This is a genomic window from Isoptericola maris, assembly GCF_048065335.1.
GTDB lineage: Bacteria > Actinomycetota > Actinomycetes > Actinomycetales > Cellulomonadaceae > Isoptericola > Isoptericola rhizosphaerae.
This window is the reverse complement of the sequence record NZ_JBLUNY010000014.1, coordinates 29150-52154: the sequence shown is the minus strand read 5'-3', so window position 1 is coordinate 52154 and position 23005 is coordinate 29150. Positions and strand designations below refer to the sequence as shown.

The 23005-nt window shown below is 73.3% G+C and carries 17 protein-coding genes and 1 pseudogene; 6 read left to right on the top strand and 12 right to left on the bottom strand.

What is annotated here, in order from left to right; translation table 11 throughout:
- Nucleotides 1–18 precede the first annotated feature (18 nt).
- Nucleotides 19–1071: a hypothetical protein gene (locus tag ACH5HR_RS16115; RefSeq protein WP_416478822.1), complete on the top strand. Its 1053-nt coding sequence runs from the start codon at nucleotides 19–21 to the stop codon at nucleotides 1069–1071.
- Nucleotides 1068–2309: a DUF6716 putative glycosyltransferase gene (locus ACH5HR_RS16110; protein ID WP_416478821.1), complete on the top strand. Its 1242-nt coding sequence runs from the start codon at nucleotides 1068–1070 to the stop codon at nucleotides 2307–2309. Before ACH5HR_RS16115 ends, ACH5HR_RS16110 begins: the two co-directional genes overlap by 4 nt.
- Before the next feature lie 9 nt (nucleotides 2310–2318).
- Here the strand turns inward: ACH5HR_RS16110 and ACH5HR_RS16105 are convergent, their stop codons facing one another.
- The 5 genes and pseudogenes from ACH5HR_RS16105 to ACH5HR_RS16085 form a co-directional block, all read right to left on the bottom strand.
- Nucleotides 2319–3404, bottom strand: a complete 1086-nt coding sequence (locus tag ACH5HR_RS16105; RefSeq protein WP_416478819.1) for a glycosyltransferase family 2 protein — start codon at nucleotides 3402–3404, stop codon at nucleotides 2319–2321.
- Complete coding sequence (locus ACH5HR_RS16100; RefSeq protein ID WP_416478817.1) at nucleotides 3397–4866, bottom strand: polysialyltransferase family glycosyltransferase; 1470 nt, start codon at nucleotides 4864–4866, stop codon at nucleotides 3397–3399. The genes ACH5HR_RS16105 and ACH5HR_RS16100 overlap by 8 nt, the downstream gene beginning before the upstream one ends.
- Nucleotides 4863–5834, bottom strand: a complete 972-nt coding sequence (locus tag ACH5HR_RS16095) for a glycosyltransferase family 2 protein (protein WP_416478815.1) — start codon at nucleotides 5832–5834, stop codon at nucleotides 4863–4865. The genes ACH5HR_RS16100 and ACH5HR_RS16095 overlap by 4 nt, the downstream gene beginning before the upstream one ends.
- 46 nt (nucleotides 5835–5880) lie before the next feature.
- Complete coding sequence (locus tag ACH5HR_RS16090) at nucleotides 5881–6777, bottom strand: N-acetylneuraminate synthase family protein (protein ID WP_402377912.1); 897 nt, start codon at nucleotides 6775–6777, stop codon at nucleotides 5881–5883.
- 111 nt (nucleotides 6778–6888) lie between these two features.
- Nucleotides 6889–8004: pseudogene (locus tag ACH5HR_RS16085) on the bottom strand (cytidylyltransferase domain-containing protein); the annotation flags it as partial.
- A gap of 196 nt (nucleotides 8005–8200) precedes the next feature.
- On the opposite strand from ACH5HR_RS16085, the gene ACH5HR_RS16080 reads away from it, so the two are divergent.
- Together ACH5HR_RS16080 and ACH5HR_RS16075 are read left to right on the top strand one after the other, a co-directional pair.
- Nucleotides 8201–9079 carry a hypothetical protein gene (locus ACH5HR_RS16080; protein WP_416478814.1) on the top strand — a complete coding sequence of 293 codons (879 nt, stop codon included), beginning with the start codon at nucleotides 8201–8203 and terminating at the stop codon, nucleotides 9077–9079.
- Complete coding sequence (locus ACH5HR_RS16075) at nucleotides 9076–10014, top strand: hypothetical protein (RefSeq protein WP_416478812.1); 939 nt, start codon at nucleotides 9076–9078, stop codon at nucleotides 10012–10014. The genes ACH5HR_RS16080 and ACH5HR_RS16075 overlap by 4 nt, the downstream gene beginning before the upstream one ends.
- Here ACH5HR_RS16075 and ACH5HR_RS16070 read toward each other — a convergent pair.
- On the bottom strand, nucleotides 9966–10742 hold the full coding sequence (locus tag ACH5HR_RS16070) for a sulfotransferase family protein (RefSeq protein WP_402377845.1): 777 nt from the start codon (nucleotides 10740–10742) through the stop codon (nucleotides 9966–9968). The two genes, ACH5HR_RS16075 and ACH5HR_RS16070, sit on opposite strands and share 49 nt — an antisense overlap.
- Before the next feature lie 77 nt (nucleotides 10743–10819).
- On the opposite strand from ACH5HR_RS16070, the gene manA reads away from it, so the two are divergent.
- Entirely contained in the window at nucleotides 10820–12052 is a 1233-nt protein-coding gene (gene manA / locus ACH5HR_RS16065; RefSeq protein ID WP_416478810.1) for a mannose-6-phosphate isomerase, class I, read from the top strand.
- A 63-nt stretch (nucleotides 12053–12115) separates the two neighbouring features.
- On the opposite strand, the gene glf is transcribed toward manA, so the two are convergent.
- The 3 genes from glf to ACH5HR_RS16050 are packed head-to-tail and all read right to left on the bottom strand — an operon-like array spanning nucleotide 12116 to nucleotide 16972.
- Complete coding sequence (gene glf / locus ACH5HR_RS16060) at nucleotides 12116–13252, bottom strand: UDP-galactopyranose mutase (protein WP_416478809.1); 1137 nt, start codon at nucleotides 13250–13252, stop codon at nucleotides 12116–12118.
- A 20-nt stretch (nucleotides 13253–13272) separates the two neighbouring features.
- Nucleotides 13273–15132, bottom strand: a complete 1860-nt coding sequence (locus ACH5HR_RS16055) for a glycosyltransferase (protein WP_416478808.1) — start codon at nucleotides 15130–15132, stop codon at nucleotides 13273–13275.
- A gap of 10 nt (nucleotides 15133–15142) precedes the next feature.
- Complete coding sequence (locus ACH5HR_RS16050) at nucleotides 15143–16972, bottom strand: glycosyltransferase (RefSeq protein WP_416478806.1); 1830 nt, start codon at nucleotides 16970–16972, stop codon at nucleotides 15143–15145.
- A gap of 102 nt (nucleotides 16973–17074) precedes the next feature.
- On the opposite strand from ACH5HR_RS16050, the gene ACH5HR_RS16045 reads away from it, so the two are divergent.
- Nucleotides 17075–18388, top strand: coding sequence for a SpoIID/LytB domain-containing protein (locus ACH5HR_RS16045; RefSeq protein WP_402377860.1), 1314 nt, complete (start codon nucleotides 17075–17077; stop codon nucleotides 18386–18388).
- Between the two features lie 17 nt (nucleotides 18389–18405).
- Here the strand turns inward: ACH5HR_RS16045 and ACH5HR_RS16040 are convergent, their stop codons facing one another.
- The 3 genes from ACH5HR_RS16040 to ACH5HR_RS16030 are packed head-to-tail and all read right to left on the bottom strand — an operon-like array spanning nucleotide 18406 to nucleotide 22870.
- Complete coding sequence (locus ACH5HR_RS16040; RefSeq protein WP_402377863.1) at nucleotides 18406–19914, bottom strand: polysaccharide pyruvyl transferase family protein; 1509 nt, start codon at nucleotides 19912–19914, stop codon at nucleotides 18406–18408.
- Nucleotides 19911–21320 carry a glycosyltransferase family 29 protein gene (locus tag ACH5HR_RS16035; RefSeq protein WP_416478804.1) on the bottom strand — a complete coding sequence of 470 codons (1410 nt, stop codon included), beginning with the start codon at nucleotides 21318–21320 and terminating at the stop codon, nucleotides 19911–19913. Before ACH5HR_RS16035 ends, ACH5HR_RS16040 begins: the two co-directional genes overlap by 4 nt.
- Entirely contained in the window at nucleotides 21317–22870 is a 1554-nt protein-coding gene (locus ACH5HR_RS16030) for a glycosyltransferase (protein ID WP_416478802.1), read from the bottom strand. Before ACH5HR_RS16030 ends, ACH5HR_RS16035 begins: the two co-directional genes overlap by 4 nt.
- Nucleotides 22871–23005: the final 135 nt, after the last annotated feature.

The window sequence follows — 23005 nt, the reverse complement described above, 5'->3', positions numbered from 1 at the left end:
CCGTGCTTCCCTGAGGGCGTGAGCGCACTGGTCGAGTCCCCGCTGCAGCTGCTGTGCGCCGTCGAGGCGCATGCCGCCGGGCACGTCACACCGTCCGCGACACGCGGCCGGATCGTGGCGCGGTCCGACGTCCCCACGCTCGCGATCGCCGTCGGTGCCCTGCGCGACCTCGGGCTGCCCGACGGCCTCGACGTCACCGTGGGGCCGCCGGGCCGGGCGTTCGGCGACGGTCCCGTGCACCTGGTCGGCGACCCGTTCTCCGGGGTCTTCCAGACCGCGCTGGCACGCGCCGGCGCCCCGGGTCGCATCGTGGTGGTCGACGACGGCCTGGCGACGCTCGACATGGCCCGGCGGCTCGTCGACGGCGAGCCGATGGTGCGCCTGTCCACCCCGGCGGGTCCGCTGCGGTACACCCTCGGTGCGGTGACGACGCGGAGGCTGCGCCGCCTGGCGCGAGCCGGTCGGCTGACCGTGTGCACCATGCTGCCCCTGGACGACGACCTGGCCGACGCTCTGGGCGCCCTCGGCGTCGATGTCGTCGCGCACGCCTTCGAGTGGCTCGCCTCCCGGCCCGACGCCGGTGCACCGGCCACGATCGACGAGCCGACGGTCGTGGTCGGTTCCGGCCTGGTCGCCGACCGGCTCGTGCACGCCGACCAGTACGCCGCCTGGCTGGCGGGCCTCGCCGCCGACGGCCCGGTCCGCTACATCCCGCACCGTCGCCACGACCCCCTGGTCACGGCCCTGTTCGAACGGCTGCCCGGGGTCCGGGTCGACTCCCCCGGCGCGCCGGTCGAGATCCGCCTGCGCGGGCTCGGCGCCGACCAGCGGGTGGTCTCCCTGCCCTCCACATCGGCCGTGACCCTCACGCGCCTGCTGGTGCCCCGCGGTGTCGGCGTGCTGCCGCAGGACGTGCCCGACTCGTGGTGGACGGAGCGCGCCACCCCAGCGCTGCGTGAGCACCTCGGTGTGGCCGCGGACCTCGCACGTGCCGCGGCCGGGCGGGGCGTCGGCGAGCCTGGGTCCCGTGCCGAGCACCGGTCGGGACCGCGCAGCCGCTCCGTCGCATGACGGGCCTGCGTGTCCTCGCGGTCGCCGACTCCGACTCCTACCTCAAGTGGGCGGCGTGGAGCCTCGCCCGGCTCCGGGACGACGGCGGCACCCCGGCGGTCGAGCCGGTCGCCGTCGTGGTCCGCTCACCCCTGGCCCCGACTCCCGAGCAGGCGCGCGCGGCGGTCGCCGGTACGGGACTGACCACTCCGGCGGTGCTGTCCCCCGGAGCGGTCGGCCGGCTCGCGGCCACCCACCGGCCCGACGTCGTGCTCATCGCGGCGACCGGGCCGGTCGCCGAGCTCGTGGCACGACGTGTGCTGCGGGCCACACGGTCCGGACGGCGCCCGGCGCTGGTGACCGGGCTGCCCGGGATGGCGCTGCCGGCCACGCCGCACGGCACCGGGTGGCGCCGCTGGGCCGACGCGTTCGTGGTGCACGGCCGCCACGAGGCCGATCCCTACCGTGCCGCGTTCGCCCGGCACGGCGCCGCCCCGCACGTCGTGCTGTCCCGGCTGCCGTTCCTCGACGCGGCGGCCGATCACGCCGCCCCTGCCGGTGCTCCGCCGTCGGGCACGCCGTCGCGCACGTCGCCACGACGCGTCCCGGGGACCCCGCACCGCGTGGTCGTGGCCGCGCAGGCCAAGGTGCCGGCCACCCGCGACCAGCGGGTCCGGCTGCTCGACGGGCTGGCGCGCCTCGCCGACGACGGCTACGAGATCACGGTCAAGCTGCGGGCACGCGCGGGCGAGCGCCAGACGCACAACGAGCCCCACCCGCTCGACGTGCTGTGGACGGCCGAGCACCGGCGGCTCGGCAGGTCCGCCGACGAGGTGGGCTTCGCCGTCGGCCCGATGTCCGACCACCTCACCCCCGGCACGGCTCTGCTGACCGTCAGCTCGACGGCCGGGCTGGAGTCGCTCGCGCGCGGCTTGCCGACGGTCTTCCTCGCCGACTTCGGGGTGGGCCGCGAACAGCTCAACGAGGCGTACCTCGGGTCCGGGTGCCTGTACCGGCTGGACGAGGTCGCCGCCGTCCTGCGCGCCGGCGGACCGACCCCCGACCCCGCGTGGTGCGAGGACGGGTACCTGCACCGCGGCGACGACCTGGGACCGGCCGTGCGCGCGCTCGCCGAGCAGGCCCGGACCGGGACCCTCGAGGCGCGGGACGCCGTCGTGCCCTGGTCGTGGCCGCGGTACCTGTGGTCGACCACGCGCTCGGCGCTCCCCGTGGCGCTCTCCGCCCGCCTCACCCGCTGAGTCCGGGCGTCAGGCTCGGTGGTCCGCGGCGGCCCGCGCCGTCAGGCCGCGCACGAACCCGGCCCCCCAGCACACGTGCATCACCACGAGCACGACCGGCAGCGTCAGCGCCACCTTTCCGCGCAGGGCCGGTCGGCGTGACGCCGCGTGGCCCGCGGCGACCAGCACGCCCAGCAGGTAGGTCACGGGCACCGCGAGGCCCGCACCCAGCACGAGGGCCGACCCGACGGCGGCGCCGCAGGCGACCAGCAGCAGCGACAGGCCGAGGAACATCACCAGCACCGGCGGCGCGAGGTAGCGCAGGCCCGCCGTGGAAGGATCGCGCCGCACGACCTCGCGGCGCCACATGCCCGTGCGCCAGAACTGCTTCGCCACGGCCCTCAGCGTGCGGCGCGGGCGGTACTCCACGACCAGCGACGGGTCGAACCAGAGCAGGCCGCCCGCCCGGCGCAGCCGCAGGCACAGGTCCCAGTCCTCCGCCCGGAACAGCGTCGGGTCGTAGCCGCCCACGGCCTGCACCGCGCTGCGGCGGAACGCTCCGAGGTAGACCGTCTCCGCCGGGCCGGCGCGGCCGCCCGTGTGGAACGACGCAGGCCCGATGCCGGCCGGGTGGCTCATCGCGCGGGCCGCCGCCTCCTGGACGGTGCCGACACCCACCGGCGTCATCACGCCGCCCACGCCCACCGCGCCGGTGGACCGCAGCAGCCCGACGCAGCGCCGCACGTAGTCCGGCGGCAGCTCGGTGTGCCCGTCCACCCGGACGACGACGGCGTGGTCGGCCGACACCTCGGCGCCCGCGCCGTGCTCGATCGCCAGGTTCAGACCGATCGAGCGTGACCCCGTCGGGTTGTCCACCACCGTGACGCGGTCGTCCTGGCCGGCGAGGGCGGCGGCGATCGTTGCCGTCGCGTCGTCCGACGGACCCACCGCGAGCACGAGGCGGAGGTCGCCCTCGTGGTCCTGCGCCAGCACCGACCCGACCGCCGCCGCGAGATAGGCCTCCTCGTCCCGCACGCACGCGACGACGGTCACCCCGCACGTCGGTGCCGGCTCGCCGGCCTGCTGCAAGGTGACCGTCTCGTCGGGCTCAGCCATCCATCTCGCCCTTCACCGAACCGACGGCTGCCCGCAGGTCGTCGCCTGCCCCGGCGTACCGGCGTCGCACGAGCCGCCGCAGGCGCCCGCCCAGGAGCCGCCGGTCCGCGGCGTCCACCACGGCGACGACCCGCGGCGAGCGCCAGCGCGGCACGGGCAGCCCGCCCGGGAGGCCCAGCGCGGTGAGCCGCTTGCGACGGAACCACAGCCGCAGGCTCGCGTCATCGAGCTCGCGCAGCAGGTCGGCGGTCTCGTCACGGAAGCGCGCCAGGAGCTGTGGCTGCTGGCAGTAGGAGACCGCGCGGACCAGCCGCTGCATCGCGGCGGCGTCCTCCCACCGGCCTCCGGACCGGCCGAGCGCGTCGATCGCCACGGCCGGCACCCGGTTGGAGTTGGGGTACGGCTCGAGACGTTCGAGCAGCATGCGGGTACCGACGTTCTGCGTGGGCACGCCGTACAGGGCGCGGGCCGTCGCGAGCGCCGTCGAGAAGCACGACACGACCAGCCCGGGCGCCGACTCGCCGTACAGGGACTCGGCCAGCACCGCGGCCGGGGCCACCTCCAGCTCGACCCCCAGGGTGCGCGCGTGCTCGACCAGTTCCGCGGTGCCCTGCCGAGGGGCCGACGGGTGCGGCTTGAGCAGCACCCGGGTGAACCCGCGATCGGCGGCCGTCTGGACCATCCGGCGGTGCAGCGCGGCCTCCTCGGCGTCGCTGACCAGCCCGATCGCCGCCATGTACTGGCCCAGCAGCAGGGCGTACGACCCGGCCTCGGGCAGCCGCTCGGCGAGCGCTCGGGGCACGACGGCGGAGTGCCCGTTCGTCGGTCCCTCTCGCTCCGCGCGAGCGACGTCGGCCGCGACGGCCTGCTCGGTGAGCGCACCGACGATCTTGCGGAACGACTCGGCGGGCACGACGACCCCGGGGACGTCCCACTCGGCGAACAGCGTGGGGCGCACGCCCGGCAGCAGGTCGAGGTGCAGCAGCCGCTCGACACGACCACCGACGTCGTGCCGCAGGTCGAAGCGTGTCGGGCCGTAGACCATGAGGCCGTCGGCGTACACGCTGACGGCGGCCGAGGAGAAGATCGCGACCAGCGCGCCGGTCGGCGGGGTGGCCACGGACTCCCCGACGATCTCCAGGGGACCGTCGCCGAGGCCCCACCGCTCGCGCAGCAGCCGCTCCCACAGCGGCACGTCCGCCGGCCGCGGCTTCCACTCCTTAGGGTGGTACGGCGTCACCACGTCGTTCCAGGCGACGACGGCGTCGAACCGGTCGGCGAGCGCCGCGAAGGCGGGACCGGTGGTGAAGTCGTCGGTGGTCTCGGGCGCCGGGACGTTGTGCTGCACCACCAGGACGGTCCGCTCGCGCCGGGGCAGCACGCCCGCGTCCCACGCCGCGGCGACCGTGGCCGCACCGAACAGCGTGGAGGCCGTCACGACCTGCGTGGTCACGTCGCTCACAGCGGCACCCCCTGCTTGCGGACGGCTCGCACGCGTTCCGGGCCGAGCGCCGCGACCTGCCGGGTGACGACCTCCTTGTCGAACCGCCCCACGAGCTGGCGGGCACGGGCGGTCATCGCGTGCCACACGTCGTCGGCGTAGGCCCCGCGGCGAGCCACATGGTGGTGCAGCACGGCGAGGACGTCGCGCAGCACCTTGGGCTCGTAGGCGTCCAGGCCGTCCCGCCGGAGGCGCTCCAGCACCGTGTCGTAGGCCTCGAGGAACCCGAGCTGACGGGCGTCCCCCACGTCGGTGAGCGAGCCCGTGACGGCCCGCCGGTAGACGTAGCCCGGCGCGTCCACCACGGCGTACCGGTGGGTGCCGAGGAGCAGGCGCCACGCCCACTCCCGGTCCTCCGCCGTCGGGAGCTGCTCGTCGAAGACGGCCAGGCCGTCGTCGACCACCCGGCGGGAGAGGAACCGGGAGGAGACCTGGACGTAGTTGACCATCGTCGACCGCGAGGTGGGCATGATCCCGGTGCGCGGGTCGAGCGGTACGTGCCGCCGGGGCTCGGGCGCCCGCACCCGGCGGCGCTCGTTGCCGTACGCCTGCACCTGGTCGCACACGAGGAAGTCGACGTCGTGCCGCTCGGCGGCGTCGAGCATCGCGGCGAGGTGCCCGGGGAAGTACCAGTCGTCAGGGTCCAGGAACGTCACCCAGCGACCGCGCGACTCCCGGATGCCCCGGTTGCGCGCCGCCGACACGCCCTGCGGCGCGCCGTGGTGCACCCAGCGCAGGAGCGGGAGCCGGGCGGAGGCCTCCTCCAGGACCGCGAGCGTGTCGTCGGTGGAGCCGTCGTCCACGACCACGACCTCCAGGTCGCGCAGGTCGAGGTCCTGGCGCTGCAGGCTCCCCAGGGCATCGGGCAGGTGCCCGCCGGCGTCCCGTGCGGGGACGACGACGGACACCTGCGGTCGTGAGACGGTCATGCGTGCGGCGTCCTCCGTGCTTCGAGCGGTCGGTCTCCGGGCGTGCTCAGGCGTCGATGCGGCGCAGGCGCGACATCGGGGCCAGCTCGCCCGGCATGACCTTCTTCTCGCCGTCGCCCAGCGCGTCCTGGAGGATGCGGATGTCGCGCACGAGGTTGGTCAGGCCCTTCGGCTCGAGCGACGCGGCGTGGTCCGAGCCCCACATCGCGCGGTCCAGCGTGATGTGCCGCTCGACGGCGACGGCCCCGAGCGCGACGGCCGCCAGGGAGATCTGCAGGCCGGTCTCGTGGCCGGAGTAGCCGACGGGCACGCCGTACCGCTCCTGCAGCGTGCCGATGGTGCGCAGGTTGGCCTCCTCGGGCGGCAGCGGGTACGTCGAGGTGGAGTGCAGGATGACCAGACCGTCGGTGCCGAGGATCTCCACGGCCGCGTCGATCTGCTCCAGCGTCGACATGCCGGTCGACAGGATGAGCGGCTTGCCGGTGTCCGCGAGCGCCCGCAGGAGCTCGTGGTCGGTCACGGACGCCGAGGCGATCTTGTGCGTCGGCACCCCGAACTCCTCGAGGAAGCCGACCGAGGGCACGTCCCACGGGGAGGCGAACCACTGCACGCCCTGCGCCTTGGCGTACTGGTCGATCTCGGAGTACTGCTCGTGCTCGAACTCGACCTTGTACTTGTACTCCAGGTACGTCATCTCGCCCCACGGCGTCTGGCGGATCTTGTCCCGCTGGTCCTTCGGGGTGGAGATCTCCGGGGTGCGCTTCTGGAACTTCACGGCCTGGCAGCCGGCGGCCACCGCGACGTCGATGAGCTGCTTGGCGATCTCGACGTCACCGTTGTGGTTGATGCCGATCTCCCCGATCACGTACACGGGCTCGCCGGTCCCCACGGCGTGCTCGCCGATGTGGACGGGCTGGGCCGGGGCGGTGGAGGTGGCGGTCATGACGTGGTCCTTCCGGTGGGTGGTGATGCGGTCGCAGATCTCGCGGACGGCCCCGTGGCCGCCGCGCGCTTCGGTGACGACCCGCGCGGCGGCGAGCACGTCGGGGTGGGCGTCGGCGACGGCCACAGGCCAGCCGACGACGCGCAGGGCAGGGAGGTCGTTGACGTCGTTGCCGACGTAGGCGACCCGGTCGGGGTCGAGCCGGTTGGCGGCGCACCAGTCGCGCAGTGCCGTGGCCTTGTCGTCGACGCCCTGCAGGACGTCGACGGCGAGCTTGCGCGCCCGGGCGGTCACGACCGGGTTGGTCTCCTTGGACAGGATGAGCAGCGGGATGCCGGCCGCGCGCAGGTGGCCGACGCCGAGCCCGTCGCCGCGGTGCACCCGCACCTGCTCGACGCCGTCCTGGGAGACGTAGACGCCGTCGTCGGTGTGCACGCCGTCGAAGTCGGTGACGAGCGCATCCACGTCCATCCCCTCCGGTGCCGAGTGTCGAGGTCGGGACCGTTCTGCGGGCGCAGTACGGTCCGAACCTCGACGCTCGGCGCCGGTGGGTTGGTCGAGGAGCACGCGGGAGAGCCAGAGGTCGCGGGGCTCGTCGATCTCGACCGCCCACTCGGCGGCCACCGGCTGCAGGCCGACCGACCCGAAGAACCGCGTGCCGTGCTCCCGCAGCCCCGCCGTGCGCATCACGTAGAACGCGCCGGTCTCGCGGTAGTGCGGCGCCCGGTCCTGCCGGCGGGGCCGGTGGTCGGTCGTGTGACCGACCGGGACCGGCCCGTCCGGGCCCGTCCGCCACTGGAAGTCGTGGGTAGGTGCCACCGCGACGACGACGTCGTGGGTGCCGTCGAGCACCTGGCGCACCGCGCCGTCGAGGTCCGCCGGGTCGACGAACGGGCTGGTCGCCTGCAGCAGCACGGTGACGGCGGGCTCGGGGACGCCGTCGGCCGCGAGCGCGTCGAGGACGTGCAGCACCGCCGACTCCGAGCTGGCGGTGGCTCCCGACAGGTCAGCGGGACGTTCGACCACCCGGGCACCGTGCCGGCCGGCCTCGCGGGCGATCTCGGCATGGTCGGTGGAGACGACGACGTCGGTCACCACCGGTGCGGTGGCCGCCGAGCGCACCGCGCGGGCCACCAGGGAGCTGCCCCCGACGCGCTGCAGGTTCTTCAGCGGCACGCCGGCCGAACCGCCACGGGCGGGGACGACGACGAGCACGGAATGGTTCATGGCGGCGACACTATGAGCCGAAAGCAGCGCACCCGGCCATATCCCGGAAACTGTCGAAGAACTCTCCGTGACCCGTTGGTGAACACTTTCCACTATCTGTCGCACAATGCGTTCCCACGCCATGAAGATGTCACTTCAGGCGCATCGAAGGGCTAGCCTTCCAGCGTCCACGACCCGGCACGAAGGAGCCCGAACAATGCCCGAGGCGCCCCCCGCGGTGGCCGTCCATCTCGGCACGCACCGCCCGACGGTGCGCGCCGTGCGCGAGTGGTGCGGTACGCACCGTGGAGCGCTCGCCGCGCACCACGTGTCCGCCCGGACGTCCTGGTCCGCGCTGCGCGATGCCGTCCCCGGTCTCGACTGGCGATCCGACAAGGGCCGCGACCGGCTGCGCGAGCACCTCACCGCCGACGGACCCGTGCTGTTCTCCTCCACGGCCCCGCTCGGGCCGGCCTACCTGCCCCGCGGCGGGACCCTGTACCCGTACGCTGCGGCCGGCGTCGACGGGCTGGCCGCAGCACTCACCGGCGTGCCGTGGGGCGTCCAGCTGACCGTCGCCGCCCACGCCGACGTCGTCACGGCGGCATGGGTCGCCGCCGTGCGGCACGGCCACGTCGTCGACCTCGACACCTACCGGTCCACGCTCGAGGGGCAGAGCTGGGTCCCGCTCGTCGAACGCCTCGTGGACGCCGTCGGCGCCGACCGGGTGAGCGTGCACGACGCGACCACCGTGCGCACCGCAGGCGACCCCCCGAAGGCGACCGCCGCCGTCGGACGCTCCGTGCTGACCTCCGCGCTCGACCACCTGACCGGCCGGGCCGACGACCTGCCGCTCGCGGACGTCGCGGGCGAGCCCGAGGCGCACTGGAGCGCACGCCAGATCGAGGTCGCGCTCGCCGCACTGCCGCACCTGCGCTCCCACGACGAACGCAGCGCCCTCACCCGGTTCGTGGACCGGCAGGTGGACGACGGCGGCACGCCGGTCCAGCCCTTGACGCCCGCCCAGGAGGCCGAGCTGGCCGCCCGCGACGAGGCCGACCTGGCCCGGCTGCGCGACATCGTGGAGGTCCGATGACCATCGTCCAGCGGCTCCGCGGCGCCGTCACCGCGCGGCGCCCCCTGCCGCCCGGCCGGCAGGTCGTGCTGCACCTCGGGTCCCAGAAGACCGGCACCACCGCCGTGCAGTCCTGGTGCCGTGAGCACACGGCCGAGCTCGCGGCCGCCGGCGTCGTCACCCGCACCACGCAGCCCGAGATCCGAGCCGCGCTGGGCGGCTGGTACGACGTCACCCGCCCCGGCGCCGACGACAACCTGCGCGACTTCCTGACGTCCGCCTGGCGCACCACCCGGGCGCCGGGGCTGTTCTACTCCTGCGAGTCCAACACCGGCCCGGCGTTCGCCCCCGGCGTGCCCGGCCTGTACCCGCGGATCACCGAGAACCTCGAGGGCGTCGCCCGCGCCACCGAGGGCGTCCCCCGGCACGTGCAGTTCACCGTGCGCGGCTACGGCGACTTCCTCGAGTCCGCCTACCAGCAGCAGCTCAAGCACGGCAAGATCGTGCGCTTCGACGAGCTGGCCGACCGCGTCGTCGCGACCATGTCCTGGCGTGGCGTCGTCGAGGAGCTCGTGCGCGTCTTCGGGGCGGAGCACGTCACCGTCTACGACTACGACCGCGACCGCACCGGCCACCGACCGCTCGTCGGGCAGATCGTCACCGACGCGCTCGACCGGCTCGGCGCGACCGGCGTCGAGATCGGTGACGAGGCCTCCCGACGCACCAACACCCGCTACACGCAGCGCATGGCCGACCTCTCCCTCGAGGTGCTGCCGCTGCTGCACGGTGCGGACGAGCGGGCGGCGTTCCACCGGTTCGTCACGGACGCGCTCGGCCGGCACCCGGCGCCCGGCGACGTCCCGGCATCGTTCCTGGACGCCGGGACCGCCGCCGAGCTGGCCGAGCGCTACACCGACGACCTCGCCGCGGTCGGCTCGCTGGTGGAGCTGAGATGACCGCCGTCGTACCCGAAGACCTCCGTGAGCAGCCGCTCCCGGGCGACGACGCGCGACCGGGCGTCCGCGGGGACCTCGAAGGCACCGTCGTCGTCGAGGCGTCGGCTCGTGTTCAGGCGACGCTGGGCCCGCAGCGCCTCCAGCGCCGCCTCGCGCGACGGGCGCCACGCCAGGTCCTCGCGCAGGACGAGCGCCTCGAGGTCCTCGGTGAGCGACTCGTTGCGCAGCACCACGTCGACCACGGTGTGGCGGCGGTACCGCGCGACGAAGTCCTCCGCGGAGGCGGCCCGGCGGATCCAGCGCATCGCGCGCGGGCTCGACAGCCGCGCCACCCGGAACGACAGCAGCCCCGTGTGCGGCGCGACGCCCGAGCGGTGGTACGTGCGCGGGTTGAGCGCCGGGGCGTACGCCGGGTCGAGGACGACGTCGAGCCAGCGGTCGAAACCGTCGGCGGTCCCGTCGTAGAGGTGACCCAGACCGGCCTCCCGGACGGTCCCCGCGAGCCCGCCCCGGCCCTGGCAGCCGTACGAGTACAGCGAGAGGTAGGTGTCCAGCGGGTCGCGCACGGAGATCACGTGGACGCGGCCCGACGGCGGACGGTCCTCCAGCTCGACGTGCTTGCGGAACGCCACCTCGTCGTCGTCCAGGAAATCGCGCAAGAAGTGCGAGACGTAGGTGGAACCAGACTTCTCCACGTCGAGATAGGCCAAGGAATGGAAGGCGTGCACGAATTCTCCGGTCGGTCGGCGCGAGGATCGAGCGCCGAGTGAATCACATCTCCGCGCGGAAAGTCGATGAATCACCGATGAACACCTCACCAACAACAATTGTCGATCTCGCCGCCACCCACCGGCTCGACAACACGGTCCAACCGTACGACTGGGGTTCCCACGACCACATCCAAGGCCTGCTGGGCCTCCCCCGCGACGGCCGGCCCGCGGCCGAGCTGTGGCTGGGGGCGCACCCGTCCGCCCCGTCACGGCTCCGCACCGGCGCGTCCGTGGCGGAGCTGGTCGCCGACGCGCCCACCGCGGTGCTCGGCCGGCGCGTCGCGGACCGCTTCGGTCCCCGCCTGCCGTACCTGCTGAAGGTTCTCGCCGCGCGTCGCGCGCTGTCGTTGCAGGTGCACCCCCGGCCGCACGCGGCGCGGGCCGGCTACCACCGCGAGACGCGTGCCGGGCTGCCCGCCGGGGCGCCGCACCGCTCGTTCCACGACACCGAGCACAAGCCAGAGATGCTCGTCGCCCTCACCGCGTTCGAAGGGCTGGCCGGCTTCCGCAGCCCGCGCGCCGTCCTCGAGCTGCTCGACGGCCTGGACGGCCAGCTCGTCTCCCGGGTCCGCGGTGCGCTGGAGGGCACCCGGTCCGCCGCCGGGCTGCGGGCGGCCATGGAGCTGGCCGTCGCGGCACGGTCGGCGCCCGGCTGCGCGGCCGACGTCGCGGCCACCGTCGCGTCCGTGCGGGACCGCGCCGCGCACGCCTCGCCGTCGGCCCGCGCGGACGCGACCGTGCTGCAGCTCGACGCCGAGCACCCCGGTGACCCCGGTGCCGTCGCCTCGCTGCTCCTCAACCGGGTGTCGCTCGAGCCGGGCGAGGCGATGTTCGTCCCGGCCGGCGAGGTGCACGCGTACCTGTCCGGGCTCGGCATGGAGATCATGGCGGCCTCGGACAACGTGCTGCGCGCCGGTCTGACGACGAAGCACGTCGACGCGGACGCGCTCGTCGAGTGCGCGGCGTTCGCCCCGCGACCGCCGGTGCGGCCGGACACCGTCGTCGCCGGGAACGAGAGCCTCGTGACGAGCTATCGGGCGCCGGTCTCCGAGTTCGCCCTCATGACCGCCGACGTCCACCCGGCCGAACCGGTGGCCCTCGCCCCCGACGGTCCGCGGATCGTGCTCGTGCTGGACGGCGTGGTGCGGCTGCTGACGGACGCGGGCGAGGTGGAGCTGCGCCGCGGCGAGTCCTGCCTGGTGCCCGACGCCGCCGGGCCCGTCACGGCCGACGGCGCCGCGCACCTCGTCTGCGCCTGGGTCCCCTGACCCCCGCCCCACCCTGCGGCGTGATCCTCCCCGGCGGCCGAACGGCAACAAGGGTGGGAGGGGTCAGGTGAGGTGGTTGTCCACCAGCGACAGGGCCGCGCCGATCGCCATGTGCATGTCGAGGTACTGGTACGTGCCCAGCCGGCCCCCGAAGTGCACGTCCGTCTCACCGCGCATCAGCTCGCGGTAGCGCAGCAGCCGCGCCCTGTCCTCCGGGGTGTTCACCGGGTAGTACGGCTCGTCCTCGCGGGCGGCGAACCGCGAGAACTCCCGCATGATGACGGTCTTGTCGCGCGGGTAGTCGCGCTCGGGGTGGAAGTGCCGGAACTCGTGGATCCGGGTGTACGGCACCTCGGCGTCGGCATAGTTCATCACCGTGGTGCCCTGGAAGTCGCCGACGTCGAGCACCTCCGTCTCGAAGTCCAGCGTCCGCCAGGACAGCTCGCCCTCCGCGTAGTCGAAGTACCGGTCGACCGGCCCGGTGTAGACCACCGGCACCTGGCCCACCACGGCACCGGCGTGGACCGGCTGCGAGGTGTCGAAGAAGTCCGTGGACAGCCGCACCTCGATGTTCGGGTGGTCCGCCATCCGCTCGAGCCACGCCGTGTACCCGTCGACGGGCAGGCCCTCGTGGCGGTCCGAGAAGTAACGGTTGTCGTAGGTGTACCGCACCGGCAGCCGCGAGATCACCGACGCCGGGAGCTCCCGCGGGTCGGTCTGCCACTGCTTGGCGGTGTAGTCGCGGATGAACGCCTCGTAGAGCGGGCGGCCGATGAGGCGCACCCCCTGCTCGTCGAGGTTCTCCGGCTCCTTGTCGCCCAGCTCGGCCGCCTGCTCGCGCACCAGCTCGCGCGCCGCCTCCGGCCCGTACGCCGACCGGAAGAACTGATTGATGGTCCCCAGGTTGATCGGCATGGGGAACACCTCGCCCCGGTGCGTGGTGTACACCCGGTGCTGGTACCCCGTGAAGTCGGTGAACCGGTTGGCGTACTCCCACACCCGCTCGTTCGAGGTGTGGAACAGGTGCGCCCCGTAGCGGTGCACCTCGATGCCGGTGGTCGGGTCGTCCTCCGAGTACGCGTTGCCCCCGAGGTGGTCCCGGCGGTCGATCATCAGCACGCGGCGGCCGGCGGCAGCCATCCGCTCGGCCACGGTGAGACCGTAGAACCCGGTCCCGACGACGACGAGGTCGGCGTTCATGGTCAATCTCCTGAAGGTTTCTAGAGGTCGTCGGGGACGTAGCCGCCGCGCTTGCGCGTGTAGCGGCGGTAGCCGGCCTGGCGCACGCGCTGCGGGACGAGCCGGTAGCCCGCCCGCACGACGACGTTGCGCACCATCTGCGGCGTGGACACGAAGCCCTCGTCGTGCAGGGTCCGCTGCAGCGCCAGCTCGGAGGCGAGCAGCCGCCGTCCGCCCCGACGGGCGTAGGCGCCCGCCCCGACCCGGTAGAGCACCAGCGGATAGGCGACGTTCTGGGCGTGCGCACCGGCGGCGAGCATCCGCGCGAACAGCAGGTAGTCCTCCATGAGGTCCAGGTGCTGGTACCCCCCGACGGCGGCGACGGCGGACCTGCGGTAGACCACGGAGGGGTGGTTGAACGGGTCGCGGAACCGGGCGGCCTGGGCGATGCCCTCGCCGGAAGGCGGGACCCGGACCATGCCGCGCTCGTCCTCGTCCTCCTCGAACTCCCAGATGGCCGAGCCGACGATGTCGTAGCCCTTCGCCACGAGCGGCACCTGCACCGCGAACCGTTCGGGCAGCGAGATGTCGTCGGCGTCCGCGCGTGCCACGATCTCGTGGCGGCAGACGGCGAGACCTTCCTCCAGCGCCCGCGCCAGGCCCAGGTTGTGGGGCAGCGGGACGACGGTGACCGGGACGTCGGTCAGCTCCGGCAACCGCTCGAGCACCGCCGCGATCTCCTCGCCCACGGGTCCGTCGCGCACGACGACGATCTCGTCGGGACGCAGCGTCTGGTCGACGGTCGCGCTGCGGAACCCGCGCTCGAGGTGCGCGGCGTCGTCGCCGCGGTACACCGGCAGCAGCACGGAGAAGCGCTGGTCGTCGAGCGGCTCGCCGGTACCGAAGCTGCCGGTGGACGCCGCGGTGCGACGCACGGGCACGGGTGCCGGGAGCGACGCGCCCGCCTGGAGCCGGGCGACGGTGAGCGCCGCAGGGCCGACGCCGGAGAGCACCTCCGTGTCCGGGCGCGGCGCCCGGGTGATCCCGTGCCAGAACCCTCGCCAGCCGGCCCCGGCGAGGGTGCGCCGGTCGCTGGAGCGCAGGAACGTCCGCAGCCACCGCCGCACCGTCGAGCCGCCGTACAGCACGCGCTCGCGGACGGACAGCGCCTCGGAACGCGAGAACATCCAGATCTTGTTGCGCACCTCGTAGTAGAAGCGCGGCCCCGGGTCCGCATCCGTCGCCCCGAGCTTCTTGGTGCGGTGCTCGACCACGCTGCCGGGCACGGAGAGCCCGACGCGGTGCCGCAGCAGACGCGTCGCGTACTCGAAGTCGTCGTTCCAGATGAAGTAGTCGGTCACGGGCAGCCCGGAGCGCTGCACGGCCGCGGTGTCGATCATCATCGACACGAAGGACATCGAGCGGACCGGGATCGCGCCGGCCGCCTGCGCCCGCTCGACCTCGGCGGTGCTCGCGCCCGGGCGACGGCGCGGCGTGTTCATGGGGTGGTCGGAGCCGTCGGTCCACACGACCCGGCTGCAGAGCGCCGCGACCTCGCCGTCGTAGGCGTCACGCGCGGCGAGCAGGGCGGACAGCGCGGTGGGCGTCGGGATCGTGTCGTCGTCCATGACCCACACCAGGTCGGCGCCCAGCTCGGCCACGGCCGTCGCGATGCCGACACCGAACCCCCCTGCTCCCCCGGTGTTCCGGGCCAGCGCGACGACGTGCGGGGCCGTGGCGTGCTGCCGTGCGACGGCGAGCGCATCGTCGGTCGAGGCGTTGTCCACGACGACGATGCGATCCACGGGGCGGTTCTGGTCGCCCAGGGCGTCGAGCGCTGCACCGAGCAGCTCAGCTCGGTTGTACGACACGACGACGGCGACGACTACGGGGGCGGACATCCGGAACATCCTAGTCGTCGTGACCAGGTGCGAAGTCCGCCCGCCAGGTCTGCGGGGAGACCAGGTGGGGGGCTGCCGCACGCCACGTGCGGGCGAGCGAACGCCAGCGCGTCGCCAGGCGGACGTGAGCGACGACGGCGGCCCCCGCCAGGCGCCAGAACCTGCGGCGGTCGCGGCGCAACCACACGCCGCTGGTGCCGTCGGCGTCGAGCACCAGCACCGAGTCGTGGGAGGGCACCTGCCACCAGCCGGCGTCCGTGCGCCGGAGGGCCGCGGTGGGTGCCTCGCGCCCCGCTGCGGTCACGGGCCGCAGGGTCCGCAGCACGCCGCGCACCACGAACGCGGCGAGCGCCGGCGCGCCGGAGGGCCGCGCACCCGTGCGGGGTGCCGCCGTCGTCCCCGCGACCGTGTCGAAGGCCGGGTCGCCTGCGCCGTGCCGGGCCGTCTCCGGGTGCTCGGCACCGACGGCACGCACCTGCGCGACGACGGAGCCGAGCTCCGGGTGCAGGCGGCCAGGACCGGAGAAGACCTCGCGCAGGGCGCGGACGTGCAGGTCGACCGGGTAGTAGCGCATCGCCAGCAGCAGCTTGAGGTCGGTCGCGAGGAGGGCCGCCGGCAGCAGCCCGGCCCTTCGGGCGTGCAGCAGCGCGGTGATCACCCGGTTGCGCACGTGCAGGTACGCCTGCCACTCGACGGAGTCGTCCTTCTCGGTCCAGGCCATGTGCCACAGGCAGGCGCCCGGCAGGGAGACCGTGGGGAAGCCCGCCTCCCCGGCGCGCAGCGAGAACTCGGCGTCGTCCCACTTGAGGAACAGCGGCATGCTGAGCCCGACCTCGCGCAGCGCGGCCGCCGGGATGAGGCACATCCACCAACCGTTGAAGTCCGACTCGGCGCGCGCGTGCAACCACGGCGTCGCACGCAGGCCACCGGCGAGATCGTGCCACTGGTGCTCCATGACCGGCGGGCCCCAGTTGAAGGTACGGCGGTGGATCACCTCGCTGAAGGAGTTCAGCACCGTGGGCCGGGCGAGGTCGAGCATGTGCCCGCCCACCACCACCGGCGTGGTCGCGGACCGGTGGAACCGGACGGCCCGGAGCAGCGCCTCCGGCTCGACCTCGACGTCGTCGTCGCAGATCAGCACGGCGTCGGCGCCGGCGTCGAGCGTCTCCAGCATCCCGCGCGAGAAGCCGCCCGAACCCCCGAGGTTCGGCTGGTCGACGATCCGCAGCCGGTCCCCGAGCGCTGCCGCGACGTCCCCGAAGCCCGGATGGTCCGCGACCTTGCGGGTGCCCTGGTCCACGACCTGCACCCGGACGTCGGCCGCGGTCAGCTCGGCCGACCCGGCAAGCGTCGCCAGCGTCGCCACGCAGTAGTCGGGCTTGTCCATCGTGGTGATCGACAGGAGCACCTCGCCGTCGCGCCGGGGCGGCACGTCGACGGACCACCCACCCCCGCCGACGACGACGCCACCTGCGGTCGCGCCGTCGTCGGCCGCGGCGCTCACCTCGCACCACACCCAGCCGCCGTCCGGCGAGAGGTCCGCCTCGAGCGGCTCGTCGACCGGGCCGGAGGCGACCTCGCTGACCCGCCCCCCGGCGTCCGACCGCAGCAGCCGCAAAGTGCCCTCGCCGGAGACCTCGAGGCGGATCCGTGCCCGCGTCGCACCGGTCCACCGGGCCCAGTAGGAACCCGGGAAGCCGTTCAGGTAGGTGCCCAGACCCTGCGTGGCGCCGGGCGGCACGTGCAGCGCGCCCCCGTCGAGCACACCGGGACCGTCCTCGACGGTCAGCGGTCGCCGCGCGGGCAGGTCGGAGAGGATCAGACGGTGGGCGAGATGCACGACGGCGAGCCTACTGGCTCTCCCTCCACGCACCGGTGCGCGGTGATCTCGAGATGCTGTGCATAGACCCCTGAGGCACAGTAAACACAGGGGGTTCACACCATGCAACGACGTCGTTGGTACCACCGCACGGTCTCCGTGCTGACCGCACTGCTCGTCGCAGCCGCCGGAGGGGTCGCCGCGAGCGCGCCGGCATCGGCCGCGGACGCGCCCGACAAGTTCACCGTGTCCGGTTCCGGATACGGTCACGGCGTCGGGATGAGCCAGTACGGGGCCTACGAGCTGTCCCGGCAGGGATACGGCGGCATCAAGATCCTGAAGCACTACTACAAGGGGGCGAAGGCGCCGTACACCAAGACGCCGAAGCGCATCCGGGTGCAGGTCCACGGTCCCGACCCGTACAACTTCTCCGGCTACGGCGACTCCGGGCGCACCACCTGGGTCAGAGTCTCGGGCGGCGACTGGCGCGTCAAGAAGCCGGGCAAGGGCACCGTCGCCCAGGGCAGCGGCAAGGTCACCATGAAGGTCCGTATCGGCAACCGTGGCGCCGTGCGCGTCAAGGTCGGCGGCAAGGTCTACAAGGGCGACATGATGCGCGTCCAGTGGTCAGGCACCAACTACTGGCGCTCGCACGGCAAGAAGGCCGTCGCGACGATCGACGGCGCGCACGGCTCCTACCGGCACGGGCGGCTCACGATCGTCAACCGGAAGATGACGCCGAACATCACCAACGACGTGCTGCTCAACACCGAGTACCTGTACGGCATCGCCGAGATGCCGTCGTCCTGGGGACTCAACGGCGGCGGCACCGCGCTCCGCGCGCAGGCCATGACCGCCCGGTCGTACGCGATCTCCAAGCACGACGGCAAGTCCACGTGCCGCTGCCACATCGTCGACGACGTCCGCGACCAGCACTACACGGGTTGGAACAAGGAGAACGAGGGGTCCGGCGGCCGCTACGGCGCGGTCTGGACCAAGGCGGTCGACAAGACGACGAAGGGCAAGACCCGAGCACGGGTGCTGCAGGTGGGAGGTCGGCCCGTCGCGGCCCACTACTTCTCCTCGAGCGGCGGCCGTACCGGCAACTCCGAGGACGTGTGGTCCTCCAGGCTGTCCTACGAGCGCAGCGTCAACGACCCGTACAGCCTGCGCGCGCCCGGGAACTCCTACGCCTCGTGGACGCGGACCATCACCCAGAAGCAGGCCCGCAGCCTCTTCGGGCTCAACAAGGTCGCCTCGATCAAGGTCACCCGCAAGTGGTCCAGCGGTCAGGTGCGCACCCTCACGGCGACCCAGCCCAACGGGCGCACGGCGACGCTGTCCGGCAAGGCGGACCAGATGCGCTCGTGGGTGGGCCGCGCGACGACGCACGGCAGCATGCCCGCGTCGTGGATCACGAAGATCAGGGGCTCATGACGTTCACCTGACACCCGCTAGCTCACCAGTCGTCGGTCCTCTCGGACGGACGCGTTCGCCAGCAGGTCGGCGGCGGCCTTCTCGATCGGCTCGAGCAGCGCGGACTGGAGCTGCGCGACGTCGGCCCGGTACCGCTGCTCGTGCGCCAGCACGTCCTGCGCCCGTCCGGCCAGAGCCATGCCCAGGTCCGCGCGGTCGACGTCGAACGCCCACTCCGGCCGACCGACGTCCTCGAGGAAGTACCGCATCTTCGGGTGCGAGACGATGCTGAGGATCGGCGTGCCCAGGCCGAAGGGGATCATCGAGGCGTGGCCGCGCATGCCGACCACCAGGCTGGCGCGCCGGTAGTGCGCGAATCCCTGCTCCGGGGACATGAGGTTCAGCCGGTCCACGGGCAGCTCGCGGCCGTGCTGCGCCGCAAGGTCCCGCACGAACCGCTCGTCCCCCGGTAGGTGCGAGGCGAACCGGACCTCGGCGCCCGATGCCGAGACCTGCCCGATGAAGGATTCCATCTGCGCGAGGAACGTCTCGTAGCCGCCACCGAACCGGCGCGACGACCGGTCGTAGGCGGCGTTCACCAGCACCCGGCCGGTCCCGACCTCGACCGGCGGGAGGCCCGGGCGGATGCGCTGCAGGACCGTCGTCGGGCACGGGACGAACCGCACCTTGTCCTGCAGGTGGGAGGGAAGCATCTCGCGCACGCGGTCGACGGACCCGTGGTTGCGCAGGCCGAGGAACTGGGCTCGTTCGGTGAACGCCTCCAGACTCGAGCGGAACAGGTCACCGTGGAACCGCTGCCCTGCGAAGAGGTTGAGGCCGACGGCGTACGCCGCGAACGGGACGTCGAGACGCTCGAGCATCGCCCGCGGGACGTTCCACTGCCATCCGGAGCTGCCGTTGGGCGAGGTGTCCGGGAGGAACAGGCCGCCGCCACCGACCACGAGAGCCCGTTGTGCGTTGGTCAGCTCGAGGCGCTCCTCGTCGAAGACCTGGTGCACGTGTACGGGGAGCCAGTCGACGGGTCCCGCTGCCTCGACGAACGCCGCCCTGACGGCGAGCGGCAGAGCCAGGTCGCCGAAGTTGCCACCGTCGGAGACGTAGAACGCGGCGTGCGCGACACCTCCGGTGGGTGCCGTCTCCGGCGCGGGCGTGATCGGAGCCCGGACGCGGCGCAGGACCGCGTGTGCCGCCGCGTTGCCCGGGTTGGCCCGCACGGCGTGCGTCGCGTGCTCGACGCCGCGCTCGTACCGGTGCCGGATCCAGGCGATCTGCGCCCGTTCGGTCTCGGCCCGGCTCACGAGGAAGTCGTCCTTGTGCAGCAGCGCGAGCACGTCGTCGGCGGCGTCGTACCGACTCGTCGCCCGCAGCACCCGGGAGAGGAGGAAGACGTACCGCGGGTTCGCGAGGACGCCGGGCCGCGCCGCCAGCTCGGCGAGGACCTCGAGCGCTCCCTCGTGGTCGGCATCCTGGGCGAGATCGTCCGCACGGCCGAGCAGCTCGGAGAAGGTCGCTTCGGCGGCGGTCATGCGGCAGTCCTCGTCTTCATCGAGATGACATGAGAGTCAGTGGCGGCCGCGTGGGCCATGATCCACTCCTGCTCGGCCCGGGAGTCGTGCCCGGACGAGTGCGGGATGCTCTGCGCTCCGTCGACGCGCAGCATCCCGGAGCGGTAGAAGTCGAACCCGACCAGGTCGACGACGGGGCACACGTCCAGGTGCAGCAGCAGGCGGAGCATGTTGAAGCCGGCCGTCGGCAGCTTGAACGGGTCGTCCTCGCCGATCAGGCCCAGGCTCGGCGCCGGCCACCGCAGGCTGAGATCACCCAGCATCCGCTGCCGGCCGGGCACGGCCCGGACCTTGACCGACTCCCTCCAGAGCGTCGGCTCCCCCGACACCATGATGCGGACGTCCACCGGGACGTCGAGGTTGAAGTCGTACTTGTGGAACGCCACGTGGACGTCCGTCCGCTCACCGGTGTGGACGGGGTCGATCACGAACGAGTTGAAGCGGATCACGACGTCGTAGGAGTCGATCAGCTCGCCGAGCTCCGCCGTGAGGAGCGCCGGGGAGTTCGCGACGAGTGCCACCGACCTCCCCCGGAGATAGTCGGCGAATCCCTCGACGTCGACCCACTCCGTCTCGGTGACCAGCTCCGGCGGCGCGAGGGCGACGTGCTTGGCCCCGATCCTCGTCCAGGCGTCCATCAGGGGGGTCAGGCCGTCGGTGAGGGCGGCGGCGCTCGAACGGGCGATGAACTCCTCCACGGCCCGGTCGAACGCCCACGACCGCAAGAACTTCGGTGCGAGCCCGACCGCCCGGCGATACGCGGCCGCACCGGGGGCTCCGTCCTGGACTGCGGGGAGATGACCCGGCACCTGCTCGACGAGCCGGCGGACGCGGGCGCGGGCTTTCTCGTCGGCCACCCTCCGTCCGACGGCGTCCGGGTCGCCCCCGCCGCGCCGTTCCGCCACCTCCCAGCACTCCCGCGCGCCAGCCCAGTCGCCTCGCGTCGCGTGGAGCGTGCCCCTCAGGTGCAGCACCTTGGAGTACTCCGGCCGGGACCGCTCCATCACGGCGAGCACCGCGTCGGCGAGGTCGAGACGGCCGGCGTCCACCGCAGCCTCGGCGACGGCGAACGACCGGCTCGCGGCGCCCGGCAGGTCCCACCAGCTCGATTCTCCGACGGACAGTCGCAGCCAGAGCCGACTCCCGGACGGCGAGGTCTTCCGCACCTGCCGGGCCAGTTCCTCGCGCGACCGGGCCAGTGCATCCGTCCCACCTCCGGTCTGCTCCAGCGCCAGCTCCCGGAACGCGGCGTTGTCGGCCGCCCGGCGTGCCGGTCCCGAGGTCGGCGCCACCCTCGCCAGCGCGGTCGCCGCACGCTGCCCGACCATGCCCACGACCCGTCGCACCGCGCGCTGCCTGGCGCTCATGCCTCCTCCTTCACGAGAGCCCGGCCGGTGCCGGCACCGTCCGCCACGTCGTCCAGGACACGGGTCCAGCTCTGTCGATATCGGCCTGCCGAGAAGCGGCGGACGACGTCTCGTGCCGCTGTGCTCAGACGCTTCGCCAGGCCGTCGTCGCGCAGGACGGCGACGATCCGGTCGGCGAACGCCTCGACGTCCCCGGCCGGCACCAGGAAGCCGTCCGTCCCGTCGCGGATCACCTCGGCCGGGCCGTAGTTGAGGTCGTAGGCGATGAACGGTGTGCCCACCGCCATGCCCTCGGTCAACGTCAGCGGCAGGCCCTCGTAGCGGGACGTCATCACGGCGGCGCGGGCCGCGGCGAACGCGCCCAACGGGTCGGCCGTGTGCCCGCGCATATCGACCGCGCCCTCGAGCCCGCGCTCCGAGATCCACCGGCGGACCTCGTCCTCCAGAGGTCCCGACCCGTAGATCTCGAGCCGCGCGTCCGGCACCGTCCTGCGGGCCGCCGCGAAGGCCTCCAGGAGGTGCTCGATCCGCTTCTGCTCGGCCAGACGGCCGATGAAGACCAGGTGTCGGCCTCGAGGCACAGCTGGGCGCTCGCGGGGGGCGGGCACCGCGTGGTGCACGATCTCCAGCGGCAGGTCCCCGTACCGCTCGATGAGGTCCTGCCGCTGACGGCTCGTCAGGCACACCATCGTGCGCACATTCGTCAGGTCGTCGAAGAGTCCGTCCCAGTGCGGCTTCGTCCCGGCCGTGGCGTCGTACGGTTCGCCGAGGTGGGAGTTGTGCAGGACGCTCACGCCGCGAACCCCGGGGTGCCGCATCCGCCGGAGCGCGCGCTGCCAGACGTTCTCCCCGTCGGCGAAGGCGACGACCTGCGCCCAGGCCGCGAACTCGCGGTCCAGCCACCGTGCGAGCACCGTGCCCACGTCGGTGCGCTCCCCCGTGGTGTGCAACGTCGCCGGTGCGGTGCCCAGCGGCGGTTCGTACCCGACGGTCGCCCACCGGTACCGGCCCTCGGCGATGTAGTCCGACCGCAGCCACCGTCCGGTGCCCGGGTCGATCTCGCTGGTCACGACAGGGGCGCCGTCGATGTAGAGCCAGTTCTCGGTACGGCGACCGTGCTCGTCGTACAGGCTCACGCGTCGCGTGCGACGTCCGTTGCGGGACGTCACCTCCTGGCGGCGCACGACGCCGTCCACCGAGGTCTCGACGACGCGACGGGACTCGTCCGTCTCGACATGGCGGATCAGCGAGACCCCCCGCCCCAGCACGGCTGCCGGTGCCAGCGGTGCCCTCCTGCCGGCCTCCTGCAGGTCCTGCCACGAGGGCGCCTCGTGCAGGTAGGCGTGGACATGGAGTGCGGGGTCGAGCAGCCCTGCCTGCCGTGCCATGGCGACGTCACGCTCGTTGACGACCCCGGTGACGACCAGGTGGCTGGACCAACCGCTCCGCGCAAACATCCCGGCACGCTCCAGGACGGCCCTGGCTCCGCCCGCGATCCGGGCGTCCAGGCTGCGGACGAAATGGACGACAGCCGTATCTTGTCGAGGCACGGCGTGAGCGTAACCAGGCCAGACGTCACCGAAGCAGCAGTTCGGCGACCGTGAGGCGAGTCGCCGACCACTGTTCGCCCGAGGGGCACCTGCGGTTCATCCGCACGTCATCGGCCCGGCCGGCGGGCCCCCGTC